We start from the raw sequence: 22,168 nt of genomic DNA on the forward strand, positions 1-22,168 counted from the left end.
GGTCTCTTGCCCGGCGCACGGAAACACGTCACACTGATACCGAACGAATGGTCGGTTGGGAAGCTGATGACGATGACCACGACACACGCCGCCGAGGCGCCGCCCCCGGAGGCACCGGACGGGCTCCAGGAGCACTTCGACGCGACGATCGCGCGCGACCAGCGCATCGAGCCGCGGGACTGGATGCCCGACGGCTACCGCAGGACGCTGGTCCGGCAGATCGCCCAGCACGCGCACTCGGAGATCATCGGCATGCAGCCCGAGGGCGAGTGGATCACCCGGGCCCCGTCGCTGCGCCGCAAGGCGATCCTCTTCGCCAAGGTCCAGGACGAGGCCGGGCACGGGCTGTACCTGTACTCGGCGGCCGAGACGCTCGGCGCGGACCGCGACGACCTCACCGAGCGGCTGATCGAGGGCCGCCAGAAGTACTCGTCGATCTTCAACTACCCGACCCTGAGCTTCGCCGACGTCGGCGTGATCGGCTGGTTCGTGGACGGCGCCGCGATCTGCAACCAGGTGCCGCTGTGCCGCAGCTCCTACGGGCCCTACGCGCGCGCGATGGTGCGCATCTGCAAGGAGGAGTCCTTCCACCAGCGGCAGGGCTACGAGCTGCTGATGACGATGATGCGCGGCACCGACGCCCAGCGCGAGATGGTCCAGGACGCGGTGAACCGCTGGTGGTGGCCGTCCCTGATGATGTTCGGCCCGCCCGACGACGCCTCGCCCAACTCGGCGCGGTCCATGGCCTGGAAGATCAAGCGGCACAGCAACGACGAGCTGCGCCGGCGCTTCGTCGACATGACCGTCCCGCAGGCCGAGAAGCTCGGCGTCACCCTGCCCGACCCGGAGCTGCGCTGGAACGAGGAGAGCGGTCACCACGACTTCGGCACCCCCGACTGGGACGAGCTGATGCGGGTCATCAAGGGCGACGGGCCCTGCAACGACCGGCGGATGGAGCGGCGGCGCACCGCCCACGAGGAGGGCGCCTGGGTGCGCGAGGCGGCCACCGCCCACGCGGCCAAACAGGCAGCCCGCGCGGAGAAGGGAGCGGCGGCATGACCCCCGAGAAGGCCCAGCAGCCCGACAAGCGGGGCTGGCCGCTGTACGAGGTGTTCGTGCGCGGCAAGCGCGGCCTCAACCACGTCCACGTCGGCTCGCTGCACGCCGCCGACGACGCGATGGCCCTCACCCACGCCCGCGACCTGTACACCCGGCGCAACGAGGGCGTCTCCATCTGGGTGGTCCGCTCGGAGCACATCGCCGCCTCCACCCGCGACGAGAAGGACCCCTTCTTCGCCCCCAGCGCCGACAAGGTCTACCGCCACCCGACCTTCTACGACATCCCCGACGACGTCCCGCACATCTAGGAGCAGGGCATGAGTGACGACCACGTCTACCTCACCCTGGCCGAGGGGCACGAGGACGACACCCGCTGGGCCTACGGCACCGGCTTCGAGGACCCGCTGCACGGCGTCGACACCACCGTCCCCGAGGGCGTCGACGCCCGGGCGCTGGCCGCCGAGTGCGTGGCGCTCGCCGACGACGCCCTGGTCAGCGCCCAGCGGCTCGCCGAGTGGGTCACCCGCGCGCCCGAGCTGGAGGAGGAGGTGGCGCTGGCCAACATCGGGCTCGACCTCCTCGGCCAGGCCCGGCTGCTCTACTCCCGCGCCGGTCAGGCCGACGGCACCGGGCGCGGCGAGGACGCCTACGCCTACTTCCGGGACGCGGGCGACTTCCGCAACGTCCGCCTGGCCGAACTCCCGGGCGGGGACTTCGCGTTCGCCGTGGTGCGGCTGCTGGTCCTCTCCAGCTGGCGCCTGGCCCACTTCCGGCGGCTGGAGACACACCCCGACCCGGTGCTCGCGGCGGTCGCCGCCAAGGGCGTCAAGGAGCTGACCTACCACCGGCAGTACGCCGCCGAGTGGTGCGTGCGCCTGGGCGACGGCACGGACGAGTCGCACCGCAGGACGCGCGCCGCGCTGGACGAGGTCGCCCCCTACCTCGGCGAGCTGCACACGGCGTACGACGTGCGGGACGAGGTCGCCGACGACCTGCGCCAGGTCACCGAGGCCGCCGGACTGACCCTGCCGGTCTACCGGCCGCTGCCGGGGTCGGGCCGGGCCGGCGAGCACACCGAACACCTGGCGCCGCTGCTGACCGAGCTGCAGGGCGTCGCCCGCGCCCACCCGGAGGCGACATGGTGACCGGAACCCCCGCACTGCTGGACGCCCGCCGCGCCCGGCACGTGGCCGAGCAGGTGCCCGACCCCGAGCTGCCCATGCTGACCCTCGCCGACCTCGGTGTCCTGCGCGACGTCGAGGTGGCCGGGGACGGCACCGTGGTCGCGAGCCTGACGCCCACCTACTCGGGCTGCCCGGCCATGGCCGAGATGCGGGCGGACGTCGCCGCGCGGCTGCGCGCGGCGGGATACCCGAAGGTGGAGATCCGCACCGTCCTGGACCCGCCCTGGACCAGCGACTGGATCACCGACTCGGGCCGCGGCAAGCTCGCCGAGCACGGGATCGCCCCGCCCGGCGCCGCGCCCCGCGGCCCGGTCTCTCTCGTGCTGTCGCCCACCCGGCCCGCGGTGCCCTGCCCCCGCTGCGGCTCGGCGGACACCGAGGAGACCTCCCGCTTCGCCGCCACGTCCTGCAAGGCGCTGTGGCGCTGCCGGGCCTGCCGCGAGCCGTTCGAGTACGTCAAGGAGATCTGATGGCCCCGACCGCCCCCGTCCCGGCGGCCCCGGTGCGCACCCGCCGCCGGCCCGCCTTCCACCGTCTGCGCGTCGCGGCCGTCGAGCGGCTGTGCGCGGACGCGGCGGCCGTGAGCTTCGAGATCCCCGACGAGCTGGCCGGGGAGTTCGTCTTCGCGCCCGGTCAGTCGCTCACCCTGCGGCGCGAGGTGGACGGCCGGGACGAGCGCCGCTCCTACTCGATCTGCGCACCGGCCGGTTCGGCGCCGCGCATCGGGGTCCGCGTGGTGCCGGGCGGGCTGTTCTCGGCGTGGCTGGTCGGCGAGGTGCACCCGGGCGACACCGTCGAGGTGATGGCGCCCACCGGCCTCTTCACACCCGACCTTTCCACCCCGGGCCACCACGTCCTGGTCGCGGCCGGTTCGGGCATCACGCCGATGGTGTCCATCGCCGAGTCGGTGCTCGCCGCCGACGACCGCTCCACCGTCACCCTCTTCTACGGCAACCGCCGCACGGACACCGTGATGTTCGCCGACGAGCTGGCTGACCTGAAGGACCTCCACCCGACCCGCTTCCACCTCGCCCACGTGCTCTCCCGCGAGCCCCGCGAGGCCGAGGTGCTCTCCGGCCGTCTGGACGCCGGACGGCTCGCGGCGCTCATCGGCTCCCTGGTGGACGTGGAGCGGGCGGACCACTGGTGGCTGTGCGGACCGCAGGGCATGGTCGCCGACGCCCAGCAGGTCCTGGCCGGCCTCGGCGTCCCGGGCGAGCGCGTCCACCGGGAGCTGTTCTACGCCGACGACGAGCCCGTGCGGGAGGTGCGCCACGAGGAGAGCGGTCCCGAGGGCCCCGTCAGCGAGGTCACCATCACCCTGGACGGCCGTTCGACGACCTCCTCGCTCTCCCGGGAGCGGTCGGTGCTCGACGGGGCCCAGCAGACCCGCCCCGACCTGCCCTTCGCCTGCAAGGGCGGGGTCTGCGGAACCTGCCGGGCCCTCGTCACCGACGGCAGTGTCGACATGCGCCGCAACTACGCGCTGGAGGCGGCGGAGGTCGACGCCGGTTACGTCCTGACCTGTCAGTCGTACCCTGTCTCCGAGGAGCTGACCGTGGACTACGACAGCTGACAGGACGTCGCCCCTGGTCCGCTCAGGCGGGGTTGTCGCCGTGGGTGAGGGTCTCCCAGGCGACGAACAGGTTGTTCGTGCCGGAGGGGCGGGTGCGCTCGGTGAGCGCCTCGGTGTTGTCCATGGCGAAACCGAGGCGGTTGTGCAGGGCGTTGTAACCGACCTCGGTCACCGGGCCCAGGCCGAGGTCGACCTCGCCCCCGCACAGCCAGCTCGGGACGGCCGCGCCCTGCTGGTACTTGGCCTGGAAGCCGAGCGCGTGCCGCAGCCGCTCGCCGACGTCGGTGCCGTACAGGTCCTGCCCCTGGATGCGGCTGGTCTCGGCGACGTGCGAGATGGACGAGATGCCGTATCCGGTGTGGGTGAAGTCCCGGCAGGTCTCCTGGGTGAGCCCGGTGACGAACGTGGACTGCCCCTGCCAGTACTTGACGATCTTGTCCCGGGTGTCGAGGTGCTGGCTCGGGACGGTCTTCGGCAGGGCTCCGTCGGAGTCCAGGTACACGTACGCGGCCGTGCGGGTCCGGAACCTGGCCATCGCCTTGTCGTAGGAGGCCCGGTCCTCCAGGAAGACGGAGATGCCGACGGCGGCCTCCGTCATCGTCAGCTCCCAGTTTCCGTTGGAGTTGGAGCCGTTGATGATCTCGGGCAGGTAGACGTCGCGGAGCATGGTGGCGAACCGGCCGGAGTTCGCCCAGGAACCGCCGTACGTGTACTTGATGATCTCGGCGGCCTTGGGCCAGGACGAGCCCGCCCACCCGGTCTGCAGCGGCGCGTTGCTGTTGGTGTGGTCCCGGAGCACGGCGGACCAGGCGTCCATCAGCTCGATGGACTTGCGGGCGTAGCGCTCGTCGCGGGTGAAGTACCAGGCCAGCGCGTTGGTGTAGGCCGCGATGGCGTCCTCGCGCTCGTCCGTGCAGCCGTAGTTGGGGTTGGAGTAGGAGCCGCACTCGACCACCGCGCGGGGTTTCGGGGTGCGGTTCGGGTCGGCGTACCGGCTCGCCATCATCTGGTCGAAGGCGCCCTTCCAGGGCTGGGCCCCGGCGTCGACCTTGGCGCGGACGAAGTCGAGTTGCCCCTGGGAGACGGTGACTCCGGGATGCGTGAACGCGGCCGGTGCGGCGTCCGCGCGGGGGGTGGCCGAGCCGGGTCCGGCCAGCAGGGCGCCGACGAGTGCGGCGGTGAGGGTGGCGAGGAGGACGGCGCGGGATCTGCGGTGGCGGCGCGTGGGAGCAGAGGACATGTGGGGGGTCCATCCGTTCGAGTATGTGAACGTTGAGTGCTGTTCTGAACGTTCGACTGGGCGGTGACGATAGGTAGAGACCAATGCGGCGTCAAGAGGCCACGCAGCAACGCGCGGAGGTCCGGGCGGGCGGCGCTCGGCGAACACTATGAACGCAACGGCCGAAGGGGTGGCTCCGGATCCGGGGGATTCCTAACATCCCCGCTCGCAGCGCAACTTCGCGCCGGTCCGCAGCACGTACAGGAGCCGCACCTTGACCACACCCCCCGCTCCCAGGCACGACACCCGGCCCACTCACCGCAGAAGCCGCCCGGCGGTGGTGGCCGCCGCGCTCGCCGCCGTCTTCCTCGGCACGCTCGGCAACGTCTCCGCCGCCCCCGCACGGGCGGCCGGACAGCCGCCTGCCGGACAGTCGGCGGCCGGACGGCCGTCGGCCGCCGACTGCCCGCCCGCCCTCAGCGGGAAGGCCACCTGCTACACCGGCCGGGATGCCAACGGCGCCTACTACACGATGGCCGTACCCCACCGCTGGAACGGATCCCTCGTCGTGCACGCCCACGGCGGCCCCGACCTCGGCGACGCCTCGGACCCCGCCCGCAGCACCGAGGACCTGGAACGCTGGGCGGTGATGGTCGACCAGGGGTACGCCTGGGCCGCCTCCTCCTACCGGCGCGGCGGCTACGGGGCCCGCATGGCGGCCGCCGACACCGAGAACGTGCGCCGCCTGTTCACCGACCGGTTCGGCCGGCCGGAACACACCTACCTGCACGGCCAGTCCTGGGGCGGGAACGTCGCCGCCAAGGCCGCCGAGACCTACGGCCGGCGCCCCGGCGCCTACGACGGGGTGCTGCTGACCAACGGCGTGCTCGGCGGCGGCTCGCGCGGCTACGACTACCGCGTGGACCTGCGGGTGGTCTACCAGTACTACTGCCACAACCACCCGCGCCCCACCGAGCCGCAGTACCCCCTGTGGCAGGGCCTGCGCCCCGGCTCCACCATGACCACCGCGGGCCTGCGCGCCCGGCTCCAGGAGTGCACGGGCTACGCCTCCGCGCCGGCGGACCGCACCGCGCCGCAGCAGCGCAACCTCGACGACATCCTCGCCGTCACCGGCATCCCCGAGCGCACCCTGGAATCCCATCTCCGGTTCGCCACCTTCACGTTCCGGGACATCGTGACCAACCGGCTCGACGGGCGGAACCCCTGGAGCAACCTCGGAGTGCGCTACTCGGGCTCGCACGACGACAAGGCCCTCAACGCGGGCGTCGAGCGCTTCTCGGCCGACCCCACCGCACGCCGCGACCTGTCCTGGGACAGCGACCTCACGGGCAGGGTCTCCCTCCCCGTGCTCACCCTGCACGCCATCGACGACCCGACGGCGTTCGTGGAGCACGAGGCGGCCTACCGCGCCACGCTCCGGGGCGCCGGCCGGGACCGGAACCTCGTCCAGACCTTCACGCGGGAACACGAGCACAGCTCGCTGAGCGACTCCGAATACGCGGGCTCCCTCGCCGCGCTGGACTCCTGGGTGCGCACCGGCCACCGGCCGAGCCCGCGTTCGATCGCCGCGTCCTGTGCCGCCTTCGACGCCGAGTACGGCGAGGGCTGCTTCTACGACCCCGGCTTCCACCCCGCTCCGTACGCCGCCCGGGTGCGGCCCCGGCCGGGCGGTCTCGCCTGGCCCGCCATGACGGCCGCGCAGGAGCGGGCGTGGAGCAGGATCGAGGGCGTGGGGATCGCCCCGTAGGCCGTGAAACCCGGCGGAGGGCGGCCGCCCGCCTAGCCGCCCTCCGTCTCCGTCAGCACCGCCCGGATCACGTGCCGGGCGTTGCCGGCCATCGCGGGGTTGGTCCTCCGGTAGTACGGCAGGGCGATCAGCGCCTGGGAGAGGGTGCGGCCCCGGCCGCGCCGCCAGGTCGCGTCGTCCACGCCGAGTGCCTCGCGGAAGGCCTCCCTCGCGCCGGGCGGCAGCAGATTCCACGCCGGGAACAGGTCGCAGGCCGGATCGCCCACGCCCATGCACCCGAAGTCGATCACGGCGGACAGCCTGCCGCCGTCCACCAGCAGATTGCCCGGCATCAGGTCCGCGTGCAGCCAGCAGGGCGGCCCCTCCCCGCCGGGTGCGCGCAGCGCGTCCTGCCACACGGCGGCCAGCGCGTCGCAGTCGACGTCCTCTTCGGGAAGGGCGCGCAGCTCGTCCAGCGCGGCCCGTGTCTCCGCGTCGAGCGCGGCGAGCGGCCCACCGCGGTACGCCTCCGGCGCGTCGGGCAGGCGGATGCCGCGCATCGCCACCACGAAGGCGGCCAGATCCTCCGCCAGCCGCACGGGGTCGGTCAGCGCTCCTGCCTCGGGGATCTCCCCGGGCAGCCACCGGTAGACGGACCAGGGCCACGGGTACCCCTCGCCCGGCACCCCCTCCCCGAGCACCTCGGGCACCGCGGTGGGCAGCAGGGGCGACAGCCGCGGCAGCCACACCCGCTCCGTCGCCACGTCCGCCACGCCGCCCTCGATCAGCGGCAGCCGTACGACCATGTCCTCGCCCAGCCGGTACATCGCGTTGACCGTGCCGCCGGAGGGGAAGCGCTCGACGGGCAGCCCCGACCACCGCGGGAACTGCCCGTCGACCAGGCGCCGTACCAGACGGTCGTCGACACGGCACCGGTCCGGATGCGTCTGCGCTGAACTCATGGCCCTCATCCGACCCTTCGACGCGGACGGCCGTCAAACGCTTTCCGGCCGGGGGCCAGTGCCCCGCCCGCCGCCGTCCCCGCCGCCAACATCAGCGTGCCCGGCAGGGACCACGCGACGAGGGGGCCGGCGACGGCCACGCCCAGGGCGAACGCGGTGATCTTGAAGCTCGCCCCGGTGGTGAAGACCTGGCCCCGCAGGTGCTCCGGGGCCTCCCGGTGGCGCACCGCGAAGAGCGCGGTGAGCTGGGGGCCCTCGCCGACGCCGAGGACGAGCACGGCGACCACCAGCGCCACCGGCCGGCCCGTCGCCGCCAGCGTCAGCGCGACCGCCTGGATCAGGGCGCCCGCCCGGACGACCGTGTCGGGGGCGACGGCGAGCGGGCGCCGGGCGAGGACGGCGTTGGCCGCCAGGGCGGACACCGCCGCGCCGGAGAACAGCAGGACACCGCGCCCGGCCGCACCGAGCAGTTGTGCGCCGAGGAGCGGGACGCAGGCCGCCAGCATCCCCTGGGCGGCGCAGGAGGCGACCGACGTGAAGGTCGCCCGGGCCAGGAGCGGGCGCCGCAGGACCACCCGGAACCCGGCGGCGAGAGCGCCGCTCACCGGGGCCGGCCGGGAGTCCCGGCCCGGGGCGCCGCGTGCGGGCAACCGCCACGCGGCGGGTACGGCCGCCGTGATCAGTGCCGCGGCGAGCGCGAGGGCCGTGGAGGCTCCCAGCAGCTCGGCCACGCCCCCGGCCAATGCCGGACCGGCCAGGCTCGCCACGCCGAAGGTCATCGCGTCCAGCGCGTTGGCCCGGGGCAGCCGCGCGTCCGCCGCCACGCGGGGGAGTTGCGCGGTCCAGCCGCCCGACAGCGCGGGACCCAGCAGCCCCGTGAGCACCGCGAGCGGGAGGGTGCAGGCCAGGGGGAGGCGGCCGAGCCCCGCGAGGATCACCATCAGCCCCGTCGCGTACAGCGCGAGCGCGCCCGCCAGCAGGCGGCCCGGTCGCCCCGCCCGGTCCAGGAGCGCCCCGAGCAGTGGTCCGCCGACCGCGGCGGAGACCGTGATGCCCGCGAGCAGTGTCGACGCGTTGGTCGTCGAACCGGTGACGGCGAGGCCGGCCAGCAGCAGCGCCGGTCCGGACATCTCGTCACCGGCGCGCGCCGCCGTCGCCGCGGCCAGGTAGAAGCGTAGCGAGTAACCCTTCGGCACCGGGAAGACGTTACGGAGGTAACTCAAAACTGCGCAATATGCGTTACATTCGGCCCGTGCCCACTCCTGGCGACGCCCACGCCTTCGACGACGACTGGTCCACGAGGCACTCCGTGCTGTCCACGGCGCGGCGCACCGCCGCTCTCGTCAACGTGCTCTCGGCGGTACCCCCCGGCGGCGGTCCGGCTCCCGCCCCCGACGCGGTCGCCGAGGTGCTGCGCGCCTACGGCGAGAAGGAGCCCCTCGACCTCACCGCCCGTGACGTGGAGGGGATGCGCGAGGCCGCCGTCCTGCTGCGGGAGGTCTTCGCGGCGGAGTCCGCCGACGCCGCCGCGCACGTCCTGAACCGTCTCCTGGGCGCACACACCGGACGCCTGCGCCTGACGTCCCACGGGGGCGGAACCCCCTGGCACCCGCACCTCGACCGCGACGACGAGGCGCCGTGGCCCGAATGGTTCCTCGCCTCGTCCTGCATGGCGCTGACGGTCCTGGTCTGGGACCGTCAGCGCCCGCCCGGCAGGGTCTGCCTCTCCGGCAGCTGCCGGAACGTCTTCATCGCCCGCGGCAGCGGTCCGGAGCGCCGCTACTGCTCACGCCGCTGCGCGACCCGGGAGCGGGTCGCGGCGCACCGGCGCCGGGCCGACGGGTGATCAGACGCCGAACTCCGAGGGCGGGATGTTCAGCGCGGTGCAGGCCTCGCGGATGGCGTACTGCTCGGACTGCTCGAAGTTCCCGTCCGCCCCGGCGACCACCATGCCGGTCTGGACCACCGCACGGGCCTCGGCGGGCTTCTTCGCCGCCTTGGCGATCACCTGGAGGGCCTCGGCCCTGCCCTGCTCGAAGTTGGCGAGGAGCCGGTCCACGTGCTGGTTGAACCGCTGGCGGAGCTGGTCCGCGGGGAAGTTCTGCAGCACCTCGTTGGAGACGATCAGCTCCTCCACGCGCTGCCGCTCCGCCGGCTCCACCCGGCCGTCGGCGGCGGCGACCAGGGCGCACATGGCCATGCTGGCGTCCCGGTAGGCGCCGCTCTTGAGCTCGTTCTTGGCCGAGGCGAGCTGGGACTTGAACATCCCGATCACCTGGGCCTTGGAACCGCCGGAGGACGAGCCCGGCCTGCTGCCCGTCGAGGGTCCGTGCGATCCCTGCCCGGATCCGCTCGCTCCCCGAGTGCCCTGGGACTGCTGGAAGGTCTTGGCCTGGTCCTTGATCTTGTCCCACATCGCCACTCGTGCCACCTCGGCTTCTGTCGCTGTCCATCGGTCTGTCCTCGGCCGCGATTTCCCGCGGTCACCACGATGAACGCGGCCGGGAACCACAGGGTTCCCGATGGGCAAAGAAAAGGCAAAGCGCCTGGTGGTGTCGTAGTACCCTGCGCCACCGGGGAGTTCGTCGACGGATCGGATCGGTGGGGCGCGCGATGTGGTCGCGGGAGGTCGGCTGGTTCGTCGCGATCGGCGTCGCGTCGACCGCGGGCCAGGCGCTCCTCTACTGGGGGTTGCGCCCGTGGTCGCCCCCGGCGGTCGCCAACCTGGTCTCGCTCCTCGTCCTGACGGTGCTGAACACCGAGGCGAACCGGCGGCTGACGTTCCGGCACGCCGCCACGGGAGCGGCCCGCGCGCACCTCGGAGCGGGCGGCCTCTTCCTGCTCGGCTACCTGGTCACCTCCGGTGCCGTGCTGTGGTTCACGCACCGGCGGCCCGACGCCTCGCCCGCCGCCGAGACCGCGGTCCTCGCCGCCACGTCCGTCGCCGTCACCGTCGTACGCTTCGTCGTCCTGCGCCTGGCCGTCTTCCGCGGCCCCCACCGCCGACGCGCCTGATCCACGCCGCGCGAGCCGCTGAACTGTTCGGTCACCTTCAGGTGCCCCAGTCACTGAGAAGTGCGTTCTTCCACGTCAGCGTTCACTCTCCTATGGTTCCCGGGTAACCACAGGAGAGCGCAGGCGCAAGGAGAAAGAAGTCATGGCCATCACCCTGGTGAACCCCGGCGGGCTGCCCGAGGTCGACGTCTACCGACAGGTGTCGATCGCGTCCGGATCGAAGCTGGTCTTCGTCGCCGGGCAGGTCGCCTGGGACGCGGACGGCGTCACGGTAGGCGAAGGAGACCTGGCCGCACAGGCCGAGCAGTGCTACCTCAACGTCGCCACCGCCCTGGCGGCGGCCGGTGCCTCCTTCGCGGACGTCGCCAAGCTGAACGTCCACGTCGTCGACTGGACGCCCGACAAGATGCCCCTGCTGCTGGCGGGCATCGAACGGGCGGCCGCCCGGCTGGGGGTGACCCCGGCCGCACCGGCCACCCTGCTGGGCGTCGCGGCACTGGACGTGCCCGAGCACCTGATCGAGGTGGAGGCCACCGCCGTCCTCGGCTGACCCCGCCTAGCCGTACACGACCCGGTCCAGGAGGCGCTGCAGGTACAGGCCGCGTCCGGCGTCGACCGGCGTCGGGGTACGGGTGCGGACGGCCGTCGCGAAGTCGCGGCGCAGGACGGGCCAGCACTCCTCGTGGTCGAGGCTGGCCGTGTCGTAGACCAGGGGCTCGGCCGGACCGAACAGTTCGACGCGGGTCAGCGCGCGGGGGACGGCCACGGAACCGGACAGCGAGGCCTGGCTCACGGCGCCGTTCTCGTGCTCGCAGGTCAGCTCCACCCAGCGGCGCGGGTCGCCCGTGGCGCGGACGGCGGCGACCGGGCCGACCGCGGCGTCCAGCAGGTCGAGCAGATGGGGGCCGAGGTCGAGCAGGGCGCCGTGCTCCAGACGCCAGCCGGTGGCGAACTCCCCTCCCAGGAAGGCGCCGTGGAGGTAGCAGGAGCGCGCCCCGACCGCCTCGAAGGAGCGGGAGGCTTCGAGGAAGGCCCGGGTGGCCGGGTGGTAGCGCTTGGTCAGGACGAGCTGGGAGAGGACCCCTGCCTCGGCGACCGCGTCGGCCACCCGGCGGGCCGCGGTCAGATCGGGGCCGAGCGGCTTCTCCAGCAACAGGTCCTTGCCGCGTTTCGCCGCCAGCGGCGCCAGTTCGGCCTGGACGGCGGGCGGCACGGCGAACGCCACGGCCTCGCAGCGGTCCAGCAACTCCTCGAAGTCGGCGGCGACATGAGCGCCGTAGGGGGCGGCGGCCTCGCGGGCGGCCTCCGTGCGGCGGGCCCAGACCGCGGTGAGCCGGGTCTCCGGCCCGGCGGCGAGCACCCGGGCGTGCATGGCGCGGGCCCACGGGCCGGCACCCACGAGCCCGACCTCGACGGGCCGGTCGGTCCAGGGGGCGGGGTCGGTGGTCACGGCGTTCCTGTCTGCGAAGGTCTCCCGGCGATCCGTCGGGGACGACGGGCGGCGGTGTCGGGGACGAGAGGCGGCGGTCACGAGGCGAGGCGTTCCAGCCGGGCGTCGGCGCCGGCGGGGGAGTAGAGGTGCTCCACGACCATGGCGGCGGCCCCGACGAGCCCCGCGTGGTCGCCGAGCCGGGAGGTGACGACCTGGAGGTTGGCGGTCGCGCGGGGCATCGCCCGCTGGTACACCAACTCCCGCACACCGGTGAGGAAGGGCACCCCGGCCAGTTCCCCGGCGATCATGAGGACCCCGGGATTGAGCAGGGTCACGACGGTCACTAGGACCTCGCCCACCCGCCGGCCCGCCTCGCGGGCCAGCCGGACCGCGTCCGGATGCCCTTCGTTGAGCAGCCGCCTGACGTCCCGTCCGGAGGTGGTGTCCTGGCCGAGGGCGGCCAGTTCCCCGGCGATCGCCCGGCCACTGGCCACGGCCGCGAGACAGCCGTGGGAGCCGCACATGCACAGCGCGTCGGACCGGTCGTGCAGGCGGATGTGCCCGATGTCGCCCGCCCCGCCGTCGATGCCCCGGTACAGGCGGTCTCCGATGACGACCCCCGCGCCGATGCCGGTGGACACCTTCAGGAGAACGAAGGAGGCGCAGTCGCGGTGGTTGGCCTGGTACTCGGCCAGTGCCATGAGGTTGGCGTCGTTGTCGACGAGGACCGGCACGGCCCCGGTGGCTGCCGGGTCCAGGTCCAGGCGGGCCGCGTACGCCTCCTGCAGCCGTTCGCGGATGGGGTAGCGGTCCCAGCCGGGCATGATGGGCGGCTCGATCACCTGCCCGGACTCCCAGTCGACCGGACCGGGCACGGACAGGCCGATGCCCGCCACGTGGGACGCCGGGACCCCCGCCGCGGCGATCAGGTCCGGGAACCAGTCGGCCAGCCCCTGAAGGACACGGTCCGGGCCCGCGGCGACGTCCATCGGTCCGGTGTGCTCGGCCAGGATGTTGCCGGCCAGGTCGAGCACCGCGGCGCGGGCGTGCCGGGTCTCCAGGTCGAAGGCGATGACCGAGGCGTGGCCCGGGTCGAAGACGATCCGGTGGGAGGGGCGTCCGCCGGTGGAGGTGCCCGTGCTGTGGCGCAGCCACCCCGCACGGTTGAGCAGGTCGAGGCGCTGCCCGACGGTGGAGCGGGACAGGCCGGTCGCCTGCTGGAGGTCGGCCCGCGTGTTGGCGCGGCCGCTGCGGATCAGGTGCAGCAGTTCACCGGCGCTGGCCTGACTTGACGTCATCATGGAGTCCCCCACGGCTCAACTCTTGTCGGCGCCGCTGGTCAGCCCCTCGGTGAGCAGGCGTTCGGCGGCGAAGAACAGAAGTACCACGGGGATCGTGAGCACCACGGAACCGGCCATGAGGACGGTCTTGGGCACCTCGATGCCGTTGGACAGCTGGGCCAGGCCCAGGGAGACGGTCCACTGGCCGGGGTCGGCGGCCAGGAACAGCAGCGCGAAGAGGAACTCGTTCCAGGCGATCATGAAGACGTACAGACCCGTCGCCATCAGGGAGGGCAGGGCCAGCGGCAGGATCACCTTGCGCACGGTCTGCAGGCGGGAGCAGCCGTCGAGTGCGGCCGCCTCCTCGATGGAGGCGGGAATGGTGACGAGGTAGTTCTTCAGCATGTAGATCGACACCGGCACGGTCTGCGCGACGTACACGATGGCGAGACCGACCAGGCTGGAGGAGAGACCGATCTTCGCGAAGATCACGAAGAGCGGCACGGCCAGCAGCGTCGCCGGGAACATGTAGACGGCCAGGAAGAGGGCGCTGACCTGGCGGTGGCCGAAGAACTTCAGCCGGCTCACCGCGTAGGCGCCGGGCACGGCGGCCACCAGGGTCAGCACCACCGTGCCGAGCGAGACCAGCGCGGAGTTGCGCAGGAACTTCAGGAAGCCCTGACCGCCGTCGTCGGTGGAGCGCAGCACGTCCTGGTAGGTGGAGAGGGTGAAGTCCTTGGCCGAGATCCACAGCGAGCCCGGGTCGAGCAGGAGCGCGTCGATGGGCTTCAGCGAAAGCAGCACCATGTAGTAGAACGGCAGGAGGGTGATCACGGCGAGGAACGCGATGACGACCCAGCGCGCGACGCCGAAGAACCTCTCCTCGAACCGGGCCCGGGTCAGGGCCGTCTTGCCACTCACGCTTCCTCCTGGACCTTGTTGCCGAAGAACTTGAAGTAGAAGCCCAGCAGGATCATCAGCGAGAGGGCCAGGACGAGCGCCTGCGCGGCCGCCGCCCCCACGTCGTAGCGGGCGGTGAGGAAGTCGTACACGCGCACGGCGGCCACGTCGGTGCCGGCGCCGCCGCCGGTGAGCAGGTAGACGTCGTCGAACTTGTTGAACGTCATGATGAAGCGCAGCACGCACAGCAGCGCGATCACCGGCATCAGCTGGGGCAGCAGCACGTGCCGGAACCGCTGGGTCGGCGTGGCGCCGTCGACCAGCGCGGCCTCCTCCAGCGTGTCGGGCACCGCCTGCAACCGCGCCAGGATGAACAGGAAGGCGAAGGGGAAGTACCGCCAGCACTCGAAGACGATGACCGTCAGCAGCGCCAGCGGGATGTCGAAGTGCAGGCCCAGCAGATCGACCTCGTACTCCCGGGTCGACAGGAAGGCGATCGGGTCGTCCCAGCCGAACAGCCGCCTGCCCCAGTCGTTGACCACGCCGTACTGCGGGCTGAGCGCGACCTCCCAGACGAAGGCCACGGCGACCACCGGTGCCACGTACGGCAGCAGCATCGCCGCGCGCAGCAGCCCGCGCCCCTTGAACGGCTTGCGCAGGGCGAGGGCCGCCACCAGGCCGAGGAGCACGGAGCCGAGTGTGGCGCCCGCCGTGTACAGCAGGGTGGTCCCGAGGCTGGACCAGAAGCCTGCCGAGTCGAAGACCTGCGAGAAGTTGTCCAGGGACCAGTTGCCGAACAGGCCCATGCCCTGGATGTCGACGAGCCTGGCCTTCTGGAAGGCCAGCAGCACGGTCCACGCGATGGGCAGCACGACCACCACGAGGACGACGAGGAAGGTGGGGGAGACGAACGCGAGTCCCGCGCGGTTGGCGCGCCGGCTCGCGGTGAGCGGGCGCCGGCCCGGGGAGGGGGACCGGCCCCCGGACGGGTCACTGGACCGGCGGCTGGTGTCCCGGCGCTGCGGCGCGCCGGCTGGGGCTGTGGGCATGAGAGACCTTCGTGATGTGCAGGCTGCGGGCGGCTACTGAAGGGACTTCTTGAGTGCGGAGACCTCTTCGTCGGCGTCGCGCGCCGCCTCGGACGGCGAGCTCTGACCGCTGGTCATGGCGCCGACGGCCTTCGGCACGGGCAGTTCGCCGTTGGTGGCGCCGACGAGGGCTCCCTCGCCCTGGGTGATGCCCCAGCGGCGCATGTTGCTGACACCGTCGGCGAGCTGGTCCAGCAGGGACGTGGGGAAGACCTCGTCCAGGGGCTTGCGGGTGTCCACCCCGATCTCGCTGTGCCGCCAGGCGTCCAGGTAGCGCTCGGGCTCGGCGGCCGTGCCCCTGCGGACCGGGATCTTGCCCTCGGGCGCCATCCCGAACCAGGACTCGTAGCCGGTGCCCATCATGTACTCGATGAACTCGCGGGACGCCGCCGTCTCGGCCGTCCTGGTCGTCACCCACGAGGTGATCTCGCCGAACTGGGCCGCCTCCTTGGCGTCGGGGCCCTTCATGGCGGTGACGATGCCGCTGTGGTCCGACAGGTACCGCGGGTCCTTCGCGCACTGGGGGCAGCTGGGCAGGGCGTCCTTGCGCAGCCCGGCGAGTTCGTCGAGCAGGAACGAGGACCAGATGACCATGGAGGACCGGCCCGCGAAGTAGGTGGCGCGGGTGGAGTCCACGGTCTGGGTGCCCGGAGCGCCGTAGGCGCGGGCCAGCTGGTCGTAGGTGCGGAAGGCCTCCTCGCAGCGCGGCGATTCCAGGGCGACCTCGTGCCGGTCGTCCACCAGTTGGCAGTCGTTGGCCAGGGCGAGGCTCTCGAAGCTCTGGGACGTGAAGGCGTCGCTGGGGTCGGTGGCCGCCGAGATGCCGTCCTGGCCGTTGGTGGTGAGCGCCTTGGCGGCGGCCAGCGCCTTCGCGTACGTGTCCGGAGCGGGCAGGCCCTTCTGTCCGAGCTGGTCCTTGCGGTAGACCAGCAGCTGGAGCCAGGCGTCGGAGGGCACGCCGAGACTGGTGCCGCCGTCGGACGTCAGCTCCAGCGCGTTGGCGTTGAAGGTGTCACGTCCGAGCCCGTCGACGATCCGCTTCGGGATGTCGGTGTTCAGCAGGCCGTTGCTGTACATCTGCCAGACCTGGCCCATGGGGGCGGCGCCGATGACGTCGGGCAGCGTGCCCGACGCCGCCGCCGACATGATGAGCTGCGGCATCTGCTTCTCGTCGACCCCGACGAGCTTCACCTTGACGCCGCTCTTCTTCTCGAACCCGTCGATGACCTTCTGCGTCGCGGCGACGCGGTCGGGCAGGTTCTCCTGCGACCAGACCGTGATCTCCCGGTCCGGTTTGCCGGGCCCGGTGCTGCTGGCGCAGCCCGAGAGCAACCCGATTCCCAAGGCTGCCGTGACGCCGACCGCGGTCGTCCTCGACCGCAGGGTCCTGATGCGCATGGAGTGTCCTCGTTCCGCTTACGTCTGCTCGCCACGCATCACAGCATCACTTTTGCTTGTTGACAAGACATAAGTTGCGGATATTGTCGACGCAACCGCATCAGCAACCCTTCCGGAGCCGTCCGTGTCATCCGTTGAGCGCGTCGTCCAGTTCACCGGCCCCCGCCAGGTGGAGGTGGCCGAGCACACCCGGGCCGAACTGCCCCCCGGCCACCTGCGGGTCCGCACCCGCTACTCGGGCATCTCGGCCGGCACCGAGCTGACCGCCTACCGCGGCACCAACCCGTACCTGACCCGGACCTGGGACCCCGGGGCGCGCCTGTTCCGCGACGGTGCGCCCGGCATCGAGTACCCGGTGGCCGGCTGGGGCTACTCCGAGGTCGGCGAGGTCGTCGAGGTCTCCCCGGAGCTGGCCGGCACCCCGGGCCTGCCGGTCCCCGGCGACCTGGTGTGGGGCATCTGGGGCCACCGCGGCGAGGGCATCGTCCCCGCCGAGCGGATGGTCGGCCACACCCTGCCGGCCGGTCTCGAACCGCTGGCCGGTGCCTTCGCCCGGGTCGGCGCCATCGCGTACAACGCCGTCCTGGCCGGCGACATCCACCTCGGTGAGGACGTCGCCGTGTTCGGGCAGGGCGTCATCGGCCTGCTCACCACCCGGCTCGCCCGGCTCAGCGGCGCCCGCGTCACCGCCGTCGACGCCCTCGACGGCCGCCTGGAGACCGCGAAGCACTACGGCGCCCAGCACACCCTCAACGCCCGCACCGACGCCGTCGCCGAACGCGTCCGCGAGGCCACCGGCGGCCTCGGCGCCGACCTCGCCATCGAGATCAGCGGCGCCTACCCGGCCCTGCACGAGGCGCTGCGCTCGGTCGCGGCCGGGGGCCGGGTGGTGGCCTCCGGCTTCTACCAGGGCGACGGCATCGGCCTGCGCCTCGGCGACGAGTTCCACCACAACCGGGTCCAGCTGATCTGCTCCCAGATCGGCGGCGTCCCGCCCCAGCTGTCCCACCGCTGGAGTGTCGAACGCCTCCAGCAGACCTTCCTGCGCCTGGTCGCCGAGGGCCAGGTCGACGTCGACTCCCTGGTGAGCCACGTCGTTCCCGTCGCCGACGCGGCCGACGCCTACGTACTGCTGGACGAGCGGCCCGCCGAGGCGCTGCAGGTCGTCCTGGAATTCTGAGAGCCCCGAAAGGCAGAGGCACCCTCATGCTCAAGACCGCCGTCCAGGAACAACTCCTGCCCCAAGGCACCCTCCAGGCCAAGTGGGACTTCGCCCAGCAGGCCGGATACGACGCGATCGAACTGCGCGGCAAGGGCGACTTCCACTTCGCCTCCCGGCGCGAGGAACTGCGGCAGGCCCACAAGGACGGCGTGGTCATGCCGACCGTCTGCGTCGACATGCTGCACTTCCTCGGCGCCTTCGACGAGGAGCAGCGCCGCGACGCCGTCGCCCAGATGAAGTCCCAGCTCACCGTCATCGCCGAGATCGGCGGCGTGGGCGCCCAGACCCCCGCCTCGTACGGCATGTTCTCCCGGCGCCTGCCGCCCTTCACACCGCCGCGCACCGAGGAGGAGGACCGCGAGGTGCTCCTCGCCGGGCTCACCGAACTCGGCGAGCACGCCCGCCGCGAGGGCGTCACACTCTTCCTGGAGCCGCTTAACCGCTACGAGGACCACATGGTCAACCGGCTCGGGCAGGCCGCCGACCTGATCCGCGCCGTCGGCCTCGACTCGGTCCGGATCGGCATCGACAGCTACCACATGAACATCGAGGAGACCGACCCCGCGGCCGCGATCGTCGCCCACGCCGACGTCATCGGCCACGCCCAGGTCTCCGACTCCAACCGCTTCCAGCCCGGCGCAGGACACCTCGACTGGCCCGCCTGGCTCGGCGCCCTGCACACCGTCGGCTACGACGGCCACCTCGCCCTCGAATGCCGGCTGACCGGCGACCCCGTCCAGGCCGTGCGCTCCGTCCCCGCCTTCCTCAAGAGGTCGGGCGCGTGAACTCCCCCCTGGACCTCCTGGACCGGCCCGCGCCCACCGCGCCCGCGGACCTGACCCTGCGGCGCGGTGCGGCGCGGGTCCTCATCGACAACTGGACCGGCGCCTCCACCGTCCCCTCCCGCACCCTCTACCCGCACCAGTGGAGCTGGGACTCCGCCTTCGTCGCCATCGGACTGCGCCACCTCTCGGTGCGCCGCGCCCAGCGGGAACTGGAGTCCCTGCTGGCCGCCCAGTGGGCCGACGGACGCGTGCCCCACATCGTCTTCAACCCCGCCCTGCCGCACGACGCCTACTTCCCGAGCCCCGACTTCTGGCGGTCCTCCACGGCGGGCCGGGCCGCCGGTGCCCCCTCGTCCGTCGAGACCTCCGGCATCGTCCAGCCGCCCGTGCACGCCCTGGCCGCCTGGCTCGTCCACCGGGCCGACCCGGCCGAGTCCCGGCGCCGCGGCTTCCTCGCCCGCATCCGGCCGCGGCTCGCCGCCTGGCACGACTACCTCCTGGACCGCCGTGACCTCGGCGGGGGCGGCCTCGCGGCCGTCGTCCACCCCTGGGAGCCCGGCATGGACAACAGCCCCAGCTGGGACCGCGCCCTGAAGCGGGTCGAACCCAGCCCGCCCGACACCTTCCGGCGCGCCGACCTCGACCACGGCCACCCCGCCGACCGGCCCACCGACCTCGACTACGGCCGCTACGTCCGGCTGGCCACCGAGTACCGCGAGGCGGGATACGACGACCGGGCCGTACGGCACCGGTTCGCGGTGGAGGACCCGGCCTTCAACGCGCTGCTGATCGTGAGCGAACTGGCCCTGGCCGCCATGGCACGCGAACTGGGCCTGCCCGCACGGCGGCACACCGAGCGGGCCGCCGGGCTGACCCGGGCGCTGGTGGACCGGCTCTGGGACGAGGAGGCCGGGCTGTTCCGGGTGCGCGACCTGCACACCGGCGCACCGGTCGACGAGCGGACCGTCAGCGGTCTGATCCCGCTCCTGGTCCCGCGGTTGCCCGAGGACGTCGTCCGGCGCCTGCACACCACGCTGACCGGACCGCGCTTCAGCGCCCCGGCCACGCACCTGGTGCCGAGCTACGACCTGACCGGCCACGCCTTCGACCCCACCCGGTACTGGCGCGGACCGGCCTGGTTCAACACCGCCTGGCTGATCGAGCGCGGGCTGCGCACCCACGGCTTGCGGCAGGACGCCGAGCGGCTGCGCACCGGCTTCCTCGCGGAGGCCGGACGCTCCGGGTTCGCCGAGTACGTCGACCCCGCCACCGGCGCGGCCCGCGGCACCCGGCACTTCTCCTGGACCGCGGCCCTCGCCCTCGACCTGCTGAGCGCCGACCCGAAGGAGGCCGGACCATGACCGCGCCCGACCCACGCGTCCAACTGGTGCGCGACGCCACCTTCGTCCGCCTCCACGCCGACGGGGAGATCAGCGGCGAGCGCGGATCGGCGCCCGACGGGCTGTTCGTCCAGGACGCCCGGCACCTCAGCCGCTGGGCTCTGGCCGTGGACGGCACCGCTCCCCTCGCCCTCGTGCCCGCCACGGCGGACACCGACGACACGGCCGCCGGCGTGCTGACCCCCGCGGGCACCCGGGACCACCCGCCCGCGTACACCGTATTCCGACGGCAGAGCGTCACCGCCGGCACCTTCACCGAACACCTGAGCCTGGTCAGCAACCGCCCCGACGCCGTGACGGCCCGCCTCGACCTCACCGTCGACGCGGACTTCGCCGACCTCTTCGAACTCCGCGCCGACGACCGCCACTACGCCAAGCCCGGCGCGCAGTACGAGAGCCGTGACACCGCCGACGGAGTGCTCTTCGGCTACCGGCGAGCCGACTGGCACGCCCGGACGGAGATCACCTGCGGTCCCGCCCCGGACGCGGTGGCCCCCGCACCGGCCGAGCCGGGCGACACCGCCCGGACCCTCACCTGGCACCTGCCCCTCGGCCCGCACGGACGGGCCGACCTGCGGCTGACCGTCCGCGCACACCCGCACGGACGCGCCCTGCCGCCCGTCCACGCTCCCGCCCCCACCGCCGTACGACGCCCGGAAGGGGCGGACAGCGCGGCGGACGACCTGACGCGCACCTGCGAACGCGGTCTCGCCGACATCGACCTGCTGACCATCCCGGTCCCCGGGTTCGACGGCGAGGACGTGCGCGTCCCGGCCGCCGGTATCCCGTGGTTCCTCACCCTGTTCGGCCGCGACTCACTGCTGACCGCCTACTTCCTGCTGCCGTACCGGCCCGCCACGGCCGCCGCCGTCCTCAGCGCGCTCGCCGCCACCCAGGGCCGACGGCACGACCCGTTCAGCGGCGAGCAGCCCGGACGCATCGTCCACGAGACCCGGCACGGCGAACTCGCCCACTTCCGGCAGGTCCCGTACGGCCGGTACTACGGCGCCGTCGACGCCACCCCGCTCTTCCTCGTGCTGCTCCACGCCCACCACGAGGCGACCGGCGACCGGACCCTGGCAGCACGTCTGGAACGGCACGCCCGGCGGGCCGTGGACTGGATGCTCACCGACGGCGGCCTGGAGAAGCACGGATACCTCGTGTACGACCCCGACCCGGGCGGACTGGTCAACCAGAACTGGAAGGACTCCGCCGGTGCCGTCTGCTTCCGCGACGGCACCCAGGCCGAGGGGCCCGTCGCCGTCTGCGAGGCGCAGGGGTACGCCTACGACGCACTCCTGCGCACCGCCGAACTCGCCGACGGCATCTGGGGGGACGAGGCCTACGCCCGCCGGCTCCGCGAGAGTGCCGCCCGGCTGCGGGACCGTTTCACGGCGGACTTCTGGATGCCGGACGCGGACTTCCCCGCCCTGGCGCTGGACGGCGACGGCCGCCAGGTCGACGCGCTGGCCTCGGACGCCGGGCACCTGCTGTGGTCCGGGATCCTCGACCCGGAGCGCTCCCGCCGGGTGGGCCGGCGACTGCTGGAGCCGGACTTCTTCTCCGGCTGGGCGATCCGGACCCTCGCCGCCGGCCAGCGGCCGTACCACCCGCTGTCGTACCACCGGGGCAGCGCCTGGCCGCACGACAACGCGGTCGTCGTCCTGGGCCTGGCCAAGCAGGGCCTGGCGGCGGAGGTGCGCACCGTCGCGGAGGGACTCGTCGCGGCGGCGGTCCACCACGGCCACCGCCTGCCCGAGGTCCTCGCGGGATACGACCGCTCGGCGACCGCCGCGCCCGTTCCCTACCCGCATTCCTGCTCGCCGCAGGCCTGGGCCGCCGCCACCCCACTGGCTCTGCGGACGGCGCTGGGCAGGGAACCGCTCGGTCCCTGACCCCAG

Annotated in this window: 22 protein-coding genes; 13 read left to right on the plus strand and 9 right to left on the minus strand. The window is 72.9% G+C overall.

What is annotated here, in order from left to right:
- Nucleotides 1-72 precede the first annotated feature (72 nt).
- Genes paaA through paaE form a run of 5 tightly spaced genes read left to right on the plus strand, consistent with a single transcriptional unit; the run spans nucleotide 73 to nucleotide 3,819 of the window.
- Nucleotides 73-1,059: a 1,2-phenylacetyl-CoA epoxidase subunit PaaA gene (gene paaA / locus ACZ7MF_RS13100; RefSeq protein ID WP_471476584.1), complete on the plus strand. Its 987-nt coding sequence runs from the start codon at nucleotides 73-75 to the stop codon at nucleotides 1,057-1,059.
- Nucleotides 1,056-1,367 carry a 1,2-phenylacetyl-CoA epoxidase subunit PaaB gene (gene paaB / locus ACZ7MF_RS13105; protein WP_164386002.1) on the plus strand — a complete coding sequence of 104 codons (312 nt, stop codon included), beginning with the start codon at nucleotides 1,056-1,058 and terminating at the stop codon, nucleotides 1,365-1,367. The genes paaA and paaB overlap by 4 nt, the downstream gene beginning before the upstream one ends.
- A gap of 9 nt (nucleotides 1,368-1,376) precedes the next feature.
- Complete coding sequence (paaC, locus tag ACZ7MF_RS13110) at nucleotides 1,377-2,204, plus strand: 1,2-phenylacetyl-CoA epoxidase subunit PaaC (RefSeq protein WP_471476586.1); 828 nt, start codon at nucleotides 1,377-1,379, stop codon at nucleotides 2,202-2,204.
- Nucleotides 2,198-2,713, plus strand: coding sequence for a 1,2-phenylacetyl-CoA epoxidase subunit PaaD (gene paaD, locus ACZ7MF_RS13115; RefSeq protein ID WP_356860886.1), 516 nt, complete (start codon nucleotides 2,198-2,200; stop codon nucleotides 2,711-2,713). Before paaC ends, paaD begins: the two co-directional genes overlap by 7 nt.
- Nucleotides 2,713-3,819 (plus strand): 1,2-phenylacetyl-CoA epoxidase subunit PaaE, encoded by a 1,107-nt coding sequence (gene paaE / locus ACZ7MF_RS13120; RefSeq protein ID WP_471476588.1) that lies wholly within the window; start codon nucleotides 2,713-2,715, stop codon nucleotides 3,817-3,819. The genes paaD and paaE overlap by 1 nt, the downstream gene beginning before the upstream one ends.
- A 22-nt stretch (nucleotides 3,820-3,841) precedes the next feature.
- Here paaE and ACZ7MF_RS13125 read toward each other — a convergent pair whose 3' ends face one another.
- Complete coding sequence (locus tag ACZ7MF_RS13125) at nucleotides 3,842-5,059, minus strand: alginate lyase family protein (RefSeq protein ID WP_471476590.1); 1,218 nt, start codon at nucleotides 5,057-5,059, stop codon at nucleotides 3,842-3,844.
- A 253-nt stretch (nucleotides 5,060-5,312) separates the two neighbouring features.
- Here ACZ7MF_RS13125 and ACZ7MF_RS13130 point away from each other — a divergent pair, with 253 nt between their 5' ends.
- Nucleotides 5,313-6,806, plus strand: coding sequence for an alpha/beta hydrolase family protein (locus tag ACZ7MF_RS13130; protein WP_471476592.1), 1,494 nt, complete (start codon nucleotides 5,313-5,315; stop codon nucleotides 6,804-6,806).
- A 32-nt stretch (nucleotides 6,807-6,838) separates the two neighbouring features.
- Here the strand turns inward: ACZ7MF_RS13130 and ACZ7MF_RS13135 are convergent, their stop codons facing one another.
- Both ACZ7MF_RS13135 and ACZ7MF_RS13140 read right to left on the minus strand, forming a co-directional pair.
- Nucleotides 6,839-7,747 (minus strand): aminoglycoside phosphotransferase family protein, encoded by a 909-nt coding sequence (locus ACZ7MF_RS13135; RefSeq protein WP_471476594.1) that lies wholly within the window; start codon nucleotides 7,745-7,747, stop codon nucleotides 6,839-6,841.
- A gap of 5 nt (nucleotides 7,748-7,752) precedes the next feature.
- A complete protein-coding gene (locus ACZ7MF_RS13140) occupies nucleotides 7,753-8,943 on the minus strand; it encodes an MFS transporter (protein ID WP_471476596.1) in 1,191 nt (396 codons plus the stop codon).
- 38 nt (nucleotides 8,944-8,981) lie between these two features.
- On the opposite strand from ACZ7MF_RS13140, the gene ACZ7MF_RS13145 reads away from it, so the two are divergent.
- Nucleotides 8,982-9,593: a CGNR zinc finger domain-containing protein gene (locus tag ACZ7MF_RS13145; protein ID WP_471476598.1), complete on the plus strand. Its 612-nt coding sequence runs from the start codon at nucleotides 8,982-8,984 to the stop codon at nucleotides 9,591-9,593.
- Here ACZ7MF_RS13145 and ACZ7MF_RS13150 read toward each other — a convergent pair whose 3' ends face one another.
- Nucleotides 9,594-10,169, minus strand: coding sequence for a tellurite resistance TerB family protein (locus ACZ7MF_RS13150; RefSeq protein ID WP_471476601.1), 576 nt, complete (start codon nucleotides 10,167-10,169; stop codon nucleotides 9,594-9,596).
- Nucleotides 10,170-10,348: 179 nt separating this feature from the next.
- Between ACZ7MF_RS13150 and ACZ7MF_RS13155 the strand changes: the two genes are divergently transcribed.
- Entirely contained in the window at nucleotides 10,349-10,762 is a 414-nt protein-coding gene (locus tag ACZ7MF_RS13155) for a GtrA family protein (protein WP_471476603.1), read from the plus strand.
- 142 nt (nucleotides 10,763-10,904) lie between these two features.
- Nucleotides 10,905-11,312, plus strand: coding sequence for a RidA family protein (locus ACZ7MF_RS13160; RefSeq protein WP_471476605.1), 408 nt, complete (start codon nucleotides 10,905-10,907; stop codon nucleotides 11,310-11,312).
- A 6-nt stretch (nucleotides 11,313-11,318) separates the two neighbouring features.
- On the opposite strand, the gene ACZ7MF_RS13165 is transcribed toward ACZ7MF_RS13160, so the two are convergent.
- From ACZ7MF_RS13165 to ACZ7MF_RS13185, 5 genes are all read right to left on the minus strand, one after another.
- Complete coding sequence (locus ACZ7MF_RS13165) at nucleotides 11,319-12,212, minus strand: Gfo/Idh/MocA family protein (RefSeq protein WP_471476607.1); 894 nt, start codon at nucleotides 12,210-12,212, stop codon at nucleotides 11,319-11,321.
- A gap of 77 nt (nucleotides 12,213-12,289) precedes the next feature.
- Entirely contained in the window at nucleotides 12,290-13,492 is a 1,203-nt protein-coding gene (locus ACZ7MF_RS13170) for an ROK family protein (protein ID WP_471477229.1), read from the minus strand.
- 18 nt (nucleotides 13,493-13,510) lie between these two features.
- Nucleotides 13,511-14,395, minus strand: coding sequence for a carbohydrate ABC transporter permease (locus ACZ7MF_RS13175; RefSeq protein ID WP_471476611.1), 885 nt, complete (start codon nucleotides 14,393-14,395; stop codon nucleotides 13,511-13,513).
- Nucleotides 14,392-15,423 (minus strand): carbohydrate ABC transporter permease, encoded by a 1,032-nt coding sequence (locus tag ACZ7MF_RS13180; RefSeq protein ID WP_471476615.1) that lies wholly within the window; start codon nucleotides 15,421-15,423, stop codon nucleotides 14,392-14,394. Before ACZ7MF_RS13180 ends, ACZ7MF_RS13175 begins: the two co-directional genes overlap by 4 nt.
- A 33-nt stretch (nucleotides 15,424-15,456) precedes the next feature.
- On the minus strand, nucleotides 15,457-16,860 hold the full coding sequence (locus ACZ7MF_RS13185; RefSeq protein WP_471476618.1) for an ABC transporter substrate-binding protein: 1,404 nt from the start codon (nucleotides 16,858-16,860) through the stop codon (nucleotides 15,457-15,459).
- 124 nt (nucleotides 16,861-16,984) lie between these two features.
- On the opposite strand from ACZ7MF_RS13185, the gene ACZ7MF_RS13190 reads away from it, so the two are divergent.
- The 4 genes from ACZ7MF_RS13190 to ACZ7MF_RS13205 are packed head-to-tail and all read left to right on the plus strand — an operon-like array spanning nucleotide 16,985 to nucleotide 22,162.
- Entirely contained in the window at nucleotides 16,985-18,040 is a 1,056-nt protein-coding gene (locus ACZ7MF_RS13190; protein WP_471476620.1) for a zinc-dependent alcohol dehydrogenase, read from the plus strand.
- A 26-nt stretch (nucleotides 18,041-18,066) separates the two neighbouring features.
- Nucleotides 18,067-18,867 carry a sugar phosphate isomerase/epimerase family protein gene (locus tag ACZ7MF_RS13195; RefSeq protein WP_471476622.1) on the plus strand — a complete coding sequence of 267 codons (801 nt, stop codon included), beginning with the start codon at nucleotides 18,067-18,069 and terminating at the stop codon, nucleotides 18,865-18,867.
- Nucleotides 18,864-20,228 carry an MGH1-like glycoside hydrolase domain-containing protein gene (locus tag ACZ7MF_RS13200; RefSeq protein ID WP_471476625.1) on the plus strand — a complete coding sequence of 455 codons (1,365 nt, stop codon included), beginning with the start codon at nucleotides 18,864-18,866 and terminating at the stop codon, nucleotides 20,226-20,228. The genes ACZ7MF_RS13195 and ACZ7MF_RS13200 overlap by 4 nt, the downstream gene beginning before the upstream one ends.
- Nucleotides 20,225-22,162, plus strand: coding sequence for an amylo-alpha-1,6-glucosidase (locus ACZ7MF_RS13205; protein WP_471476628.1), 1,938 nt, complete (start codon nucleotides 20,225-20,227; stop codon nucleotides 22,160-22,162). The genes ACZ7MF_RS13200 and ACZ7MF_RS13205 overlap by 4 nt, the downstream gene beginning before the upstream one ends.
- The last annotated feature ends 6 nt before the right edge of the window (nucleotides 22,163-22,168 follow it).

It is taken from the genome of Streptomyces sp. NPDC111628 (genome assembly GCF_055635195.1).

What these genes read in the sequence shown, in the direction of transcription:
- paaB (WP_164386002.1), top strand. Translation starts at nt 1,056, where the DNA reads ATGACCCCCGAGAAGGCCCAGCAGCCCGACAAGCGGGGCTGGCCGCTG.
- paaE (WP_471476588.1), top strand. Translation starts at nt 2,713, where the DNA reads ATGGCCCCGACCGCCCCCGTCCCGGCGGCCCCGGTGCGCACCCGCCGC.
- ACZ7MF_RS13125 (WP_471476590.1), bottom strand. Translation starts at nt 5,059, where the DNA reads ATGTCCTCTGCTCCCACGCGCCGCCACCGCAGATCCCGCGCCGTCCTC.
- ACZ7MF_RS13185 (WP_471476618.1), bottom strand. Translation starts at nt 16,860, where the DNA reads ATGCGCATCAGGACCCTGCGGTCGAGGACGACCGCGGTCGGCGTCACG.
- paaA (WP_471476584.1), top strand. Translation starts at nt 73, where the DNA reads ATGACCACGACACACGCCGCCGAGGCGCCGCCCCCGGAGGCACCGGAC.
- ACZ7MF_RS13135 (WP_471476594.1), bottom strand. Translation starts at nt 7,747, where the DNA reads ATGAGTTCAGCGCAGACGCATCCGGACCGGTGCCGTGTCGACGACCGT.
- ACZ7MF_RS13170 (WP_471477229.1), bottom strand. Translation starts at nt 13,492, where the DNA reads ATGACGTCAAGTCAGGCCAGCGCCGGTGAACTGCTGCACCTGATCCGC.
- ACZ7MF_RS13195 (WP_471476622.1), top strand. Translation starts at nt 18,067, where the DNA reads ATGCTCAAGACCGCCGTCCAGGAACAACTCCTGCCCCAAGGCACCCTC.
- ACZ7MF_RS13145 (WP_471476598.1), top strand. Translation starts at nt 8,982, where the DNA reads ATGCGTTACATTCGGCCCGTGCCCACTCCTGGCGACGCCCACGCCTTC.
- ACZ7MF_RS13205 (WP_471476628.1), top strand. Translation starts at nt 20,225, where the DNA reads ATGACCGCGCCCGACCCACGCGTCCAACTGGTGCGCGACGCCACCTTC.
- paaC (WP_471476586.1), top strand. Translation starts at nt 1,377, where the DNA reads ATGAGTGACGACCACGTCTACCTCACCCTGGCCGAGGGGCACGAGGAC.
- paaD (WP_356860886.1), top strand. Translation starts at nt 2,198, where the DNA reads ATGGTGACCGGAACCCCCGCACTGCTGGACGCCCGCCGCGCCCGGCAC.
- ACZ7MF_RS13160 (WP_471476605.1), top strand. Translation starts at nt 10,905, where the DNA reads ATGGCCATCACCCTGGTGAACCCCGGCGGGCTGCCCGAGGTCGACGTC.
- ACZ7MF_RS13180 (WP_471476615.1), bottom strand. Translation starts at nt 15,423, where the DNA reads ATGCCCACAGCCCCAGCCGGCGCGCCGCAGCGCCGGGACACCAGCCGC.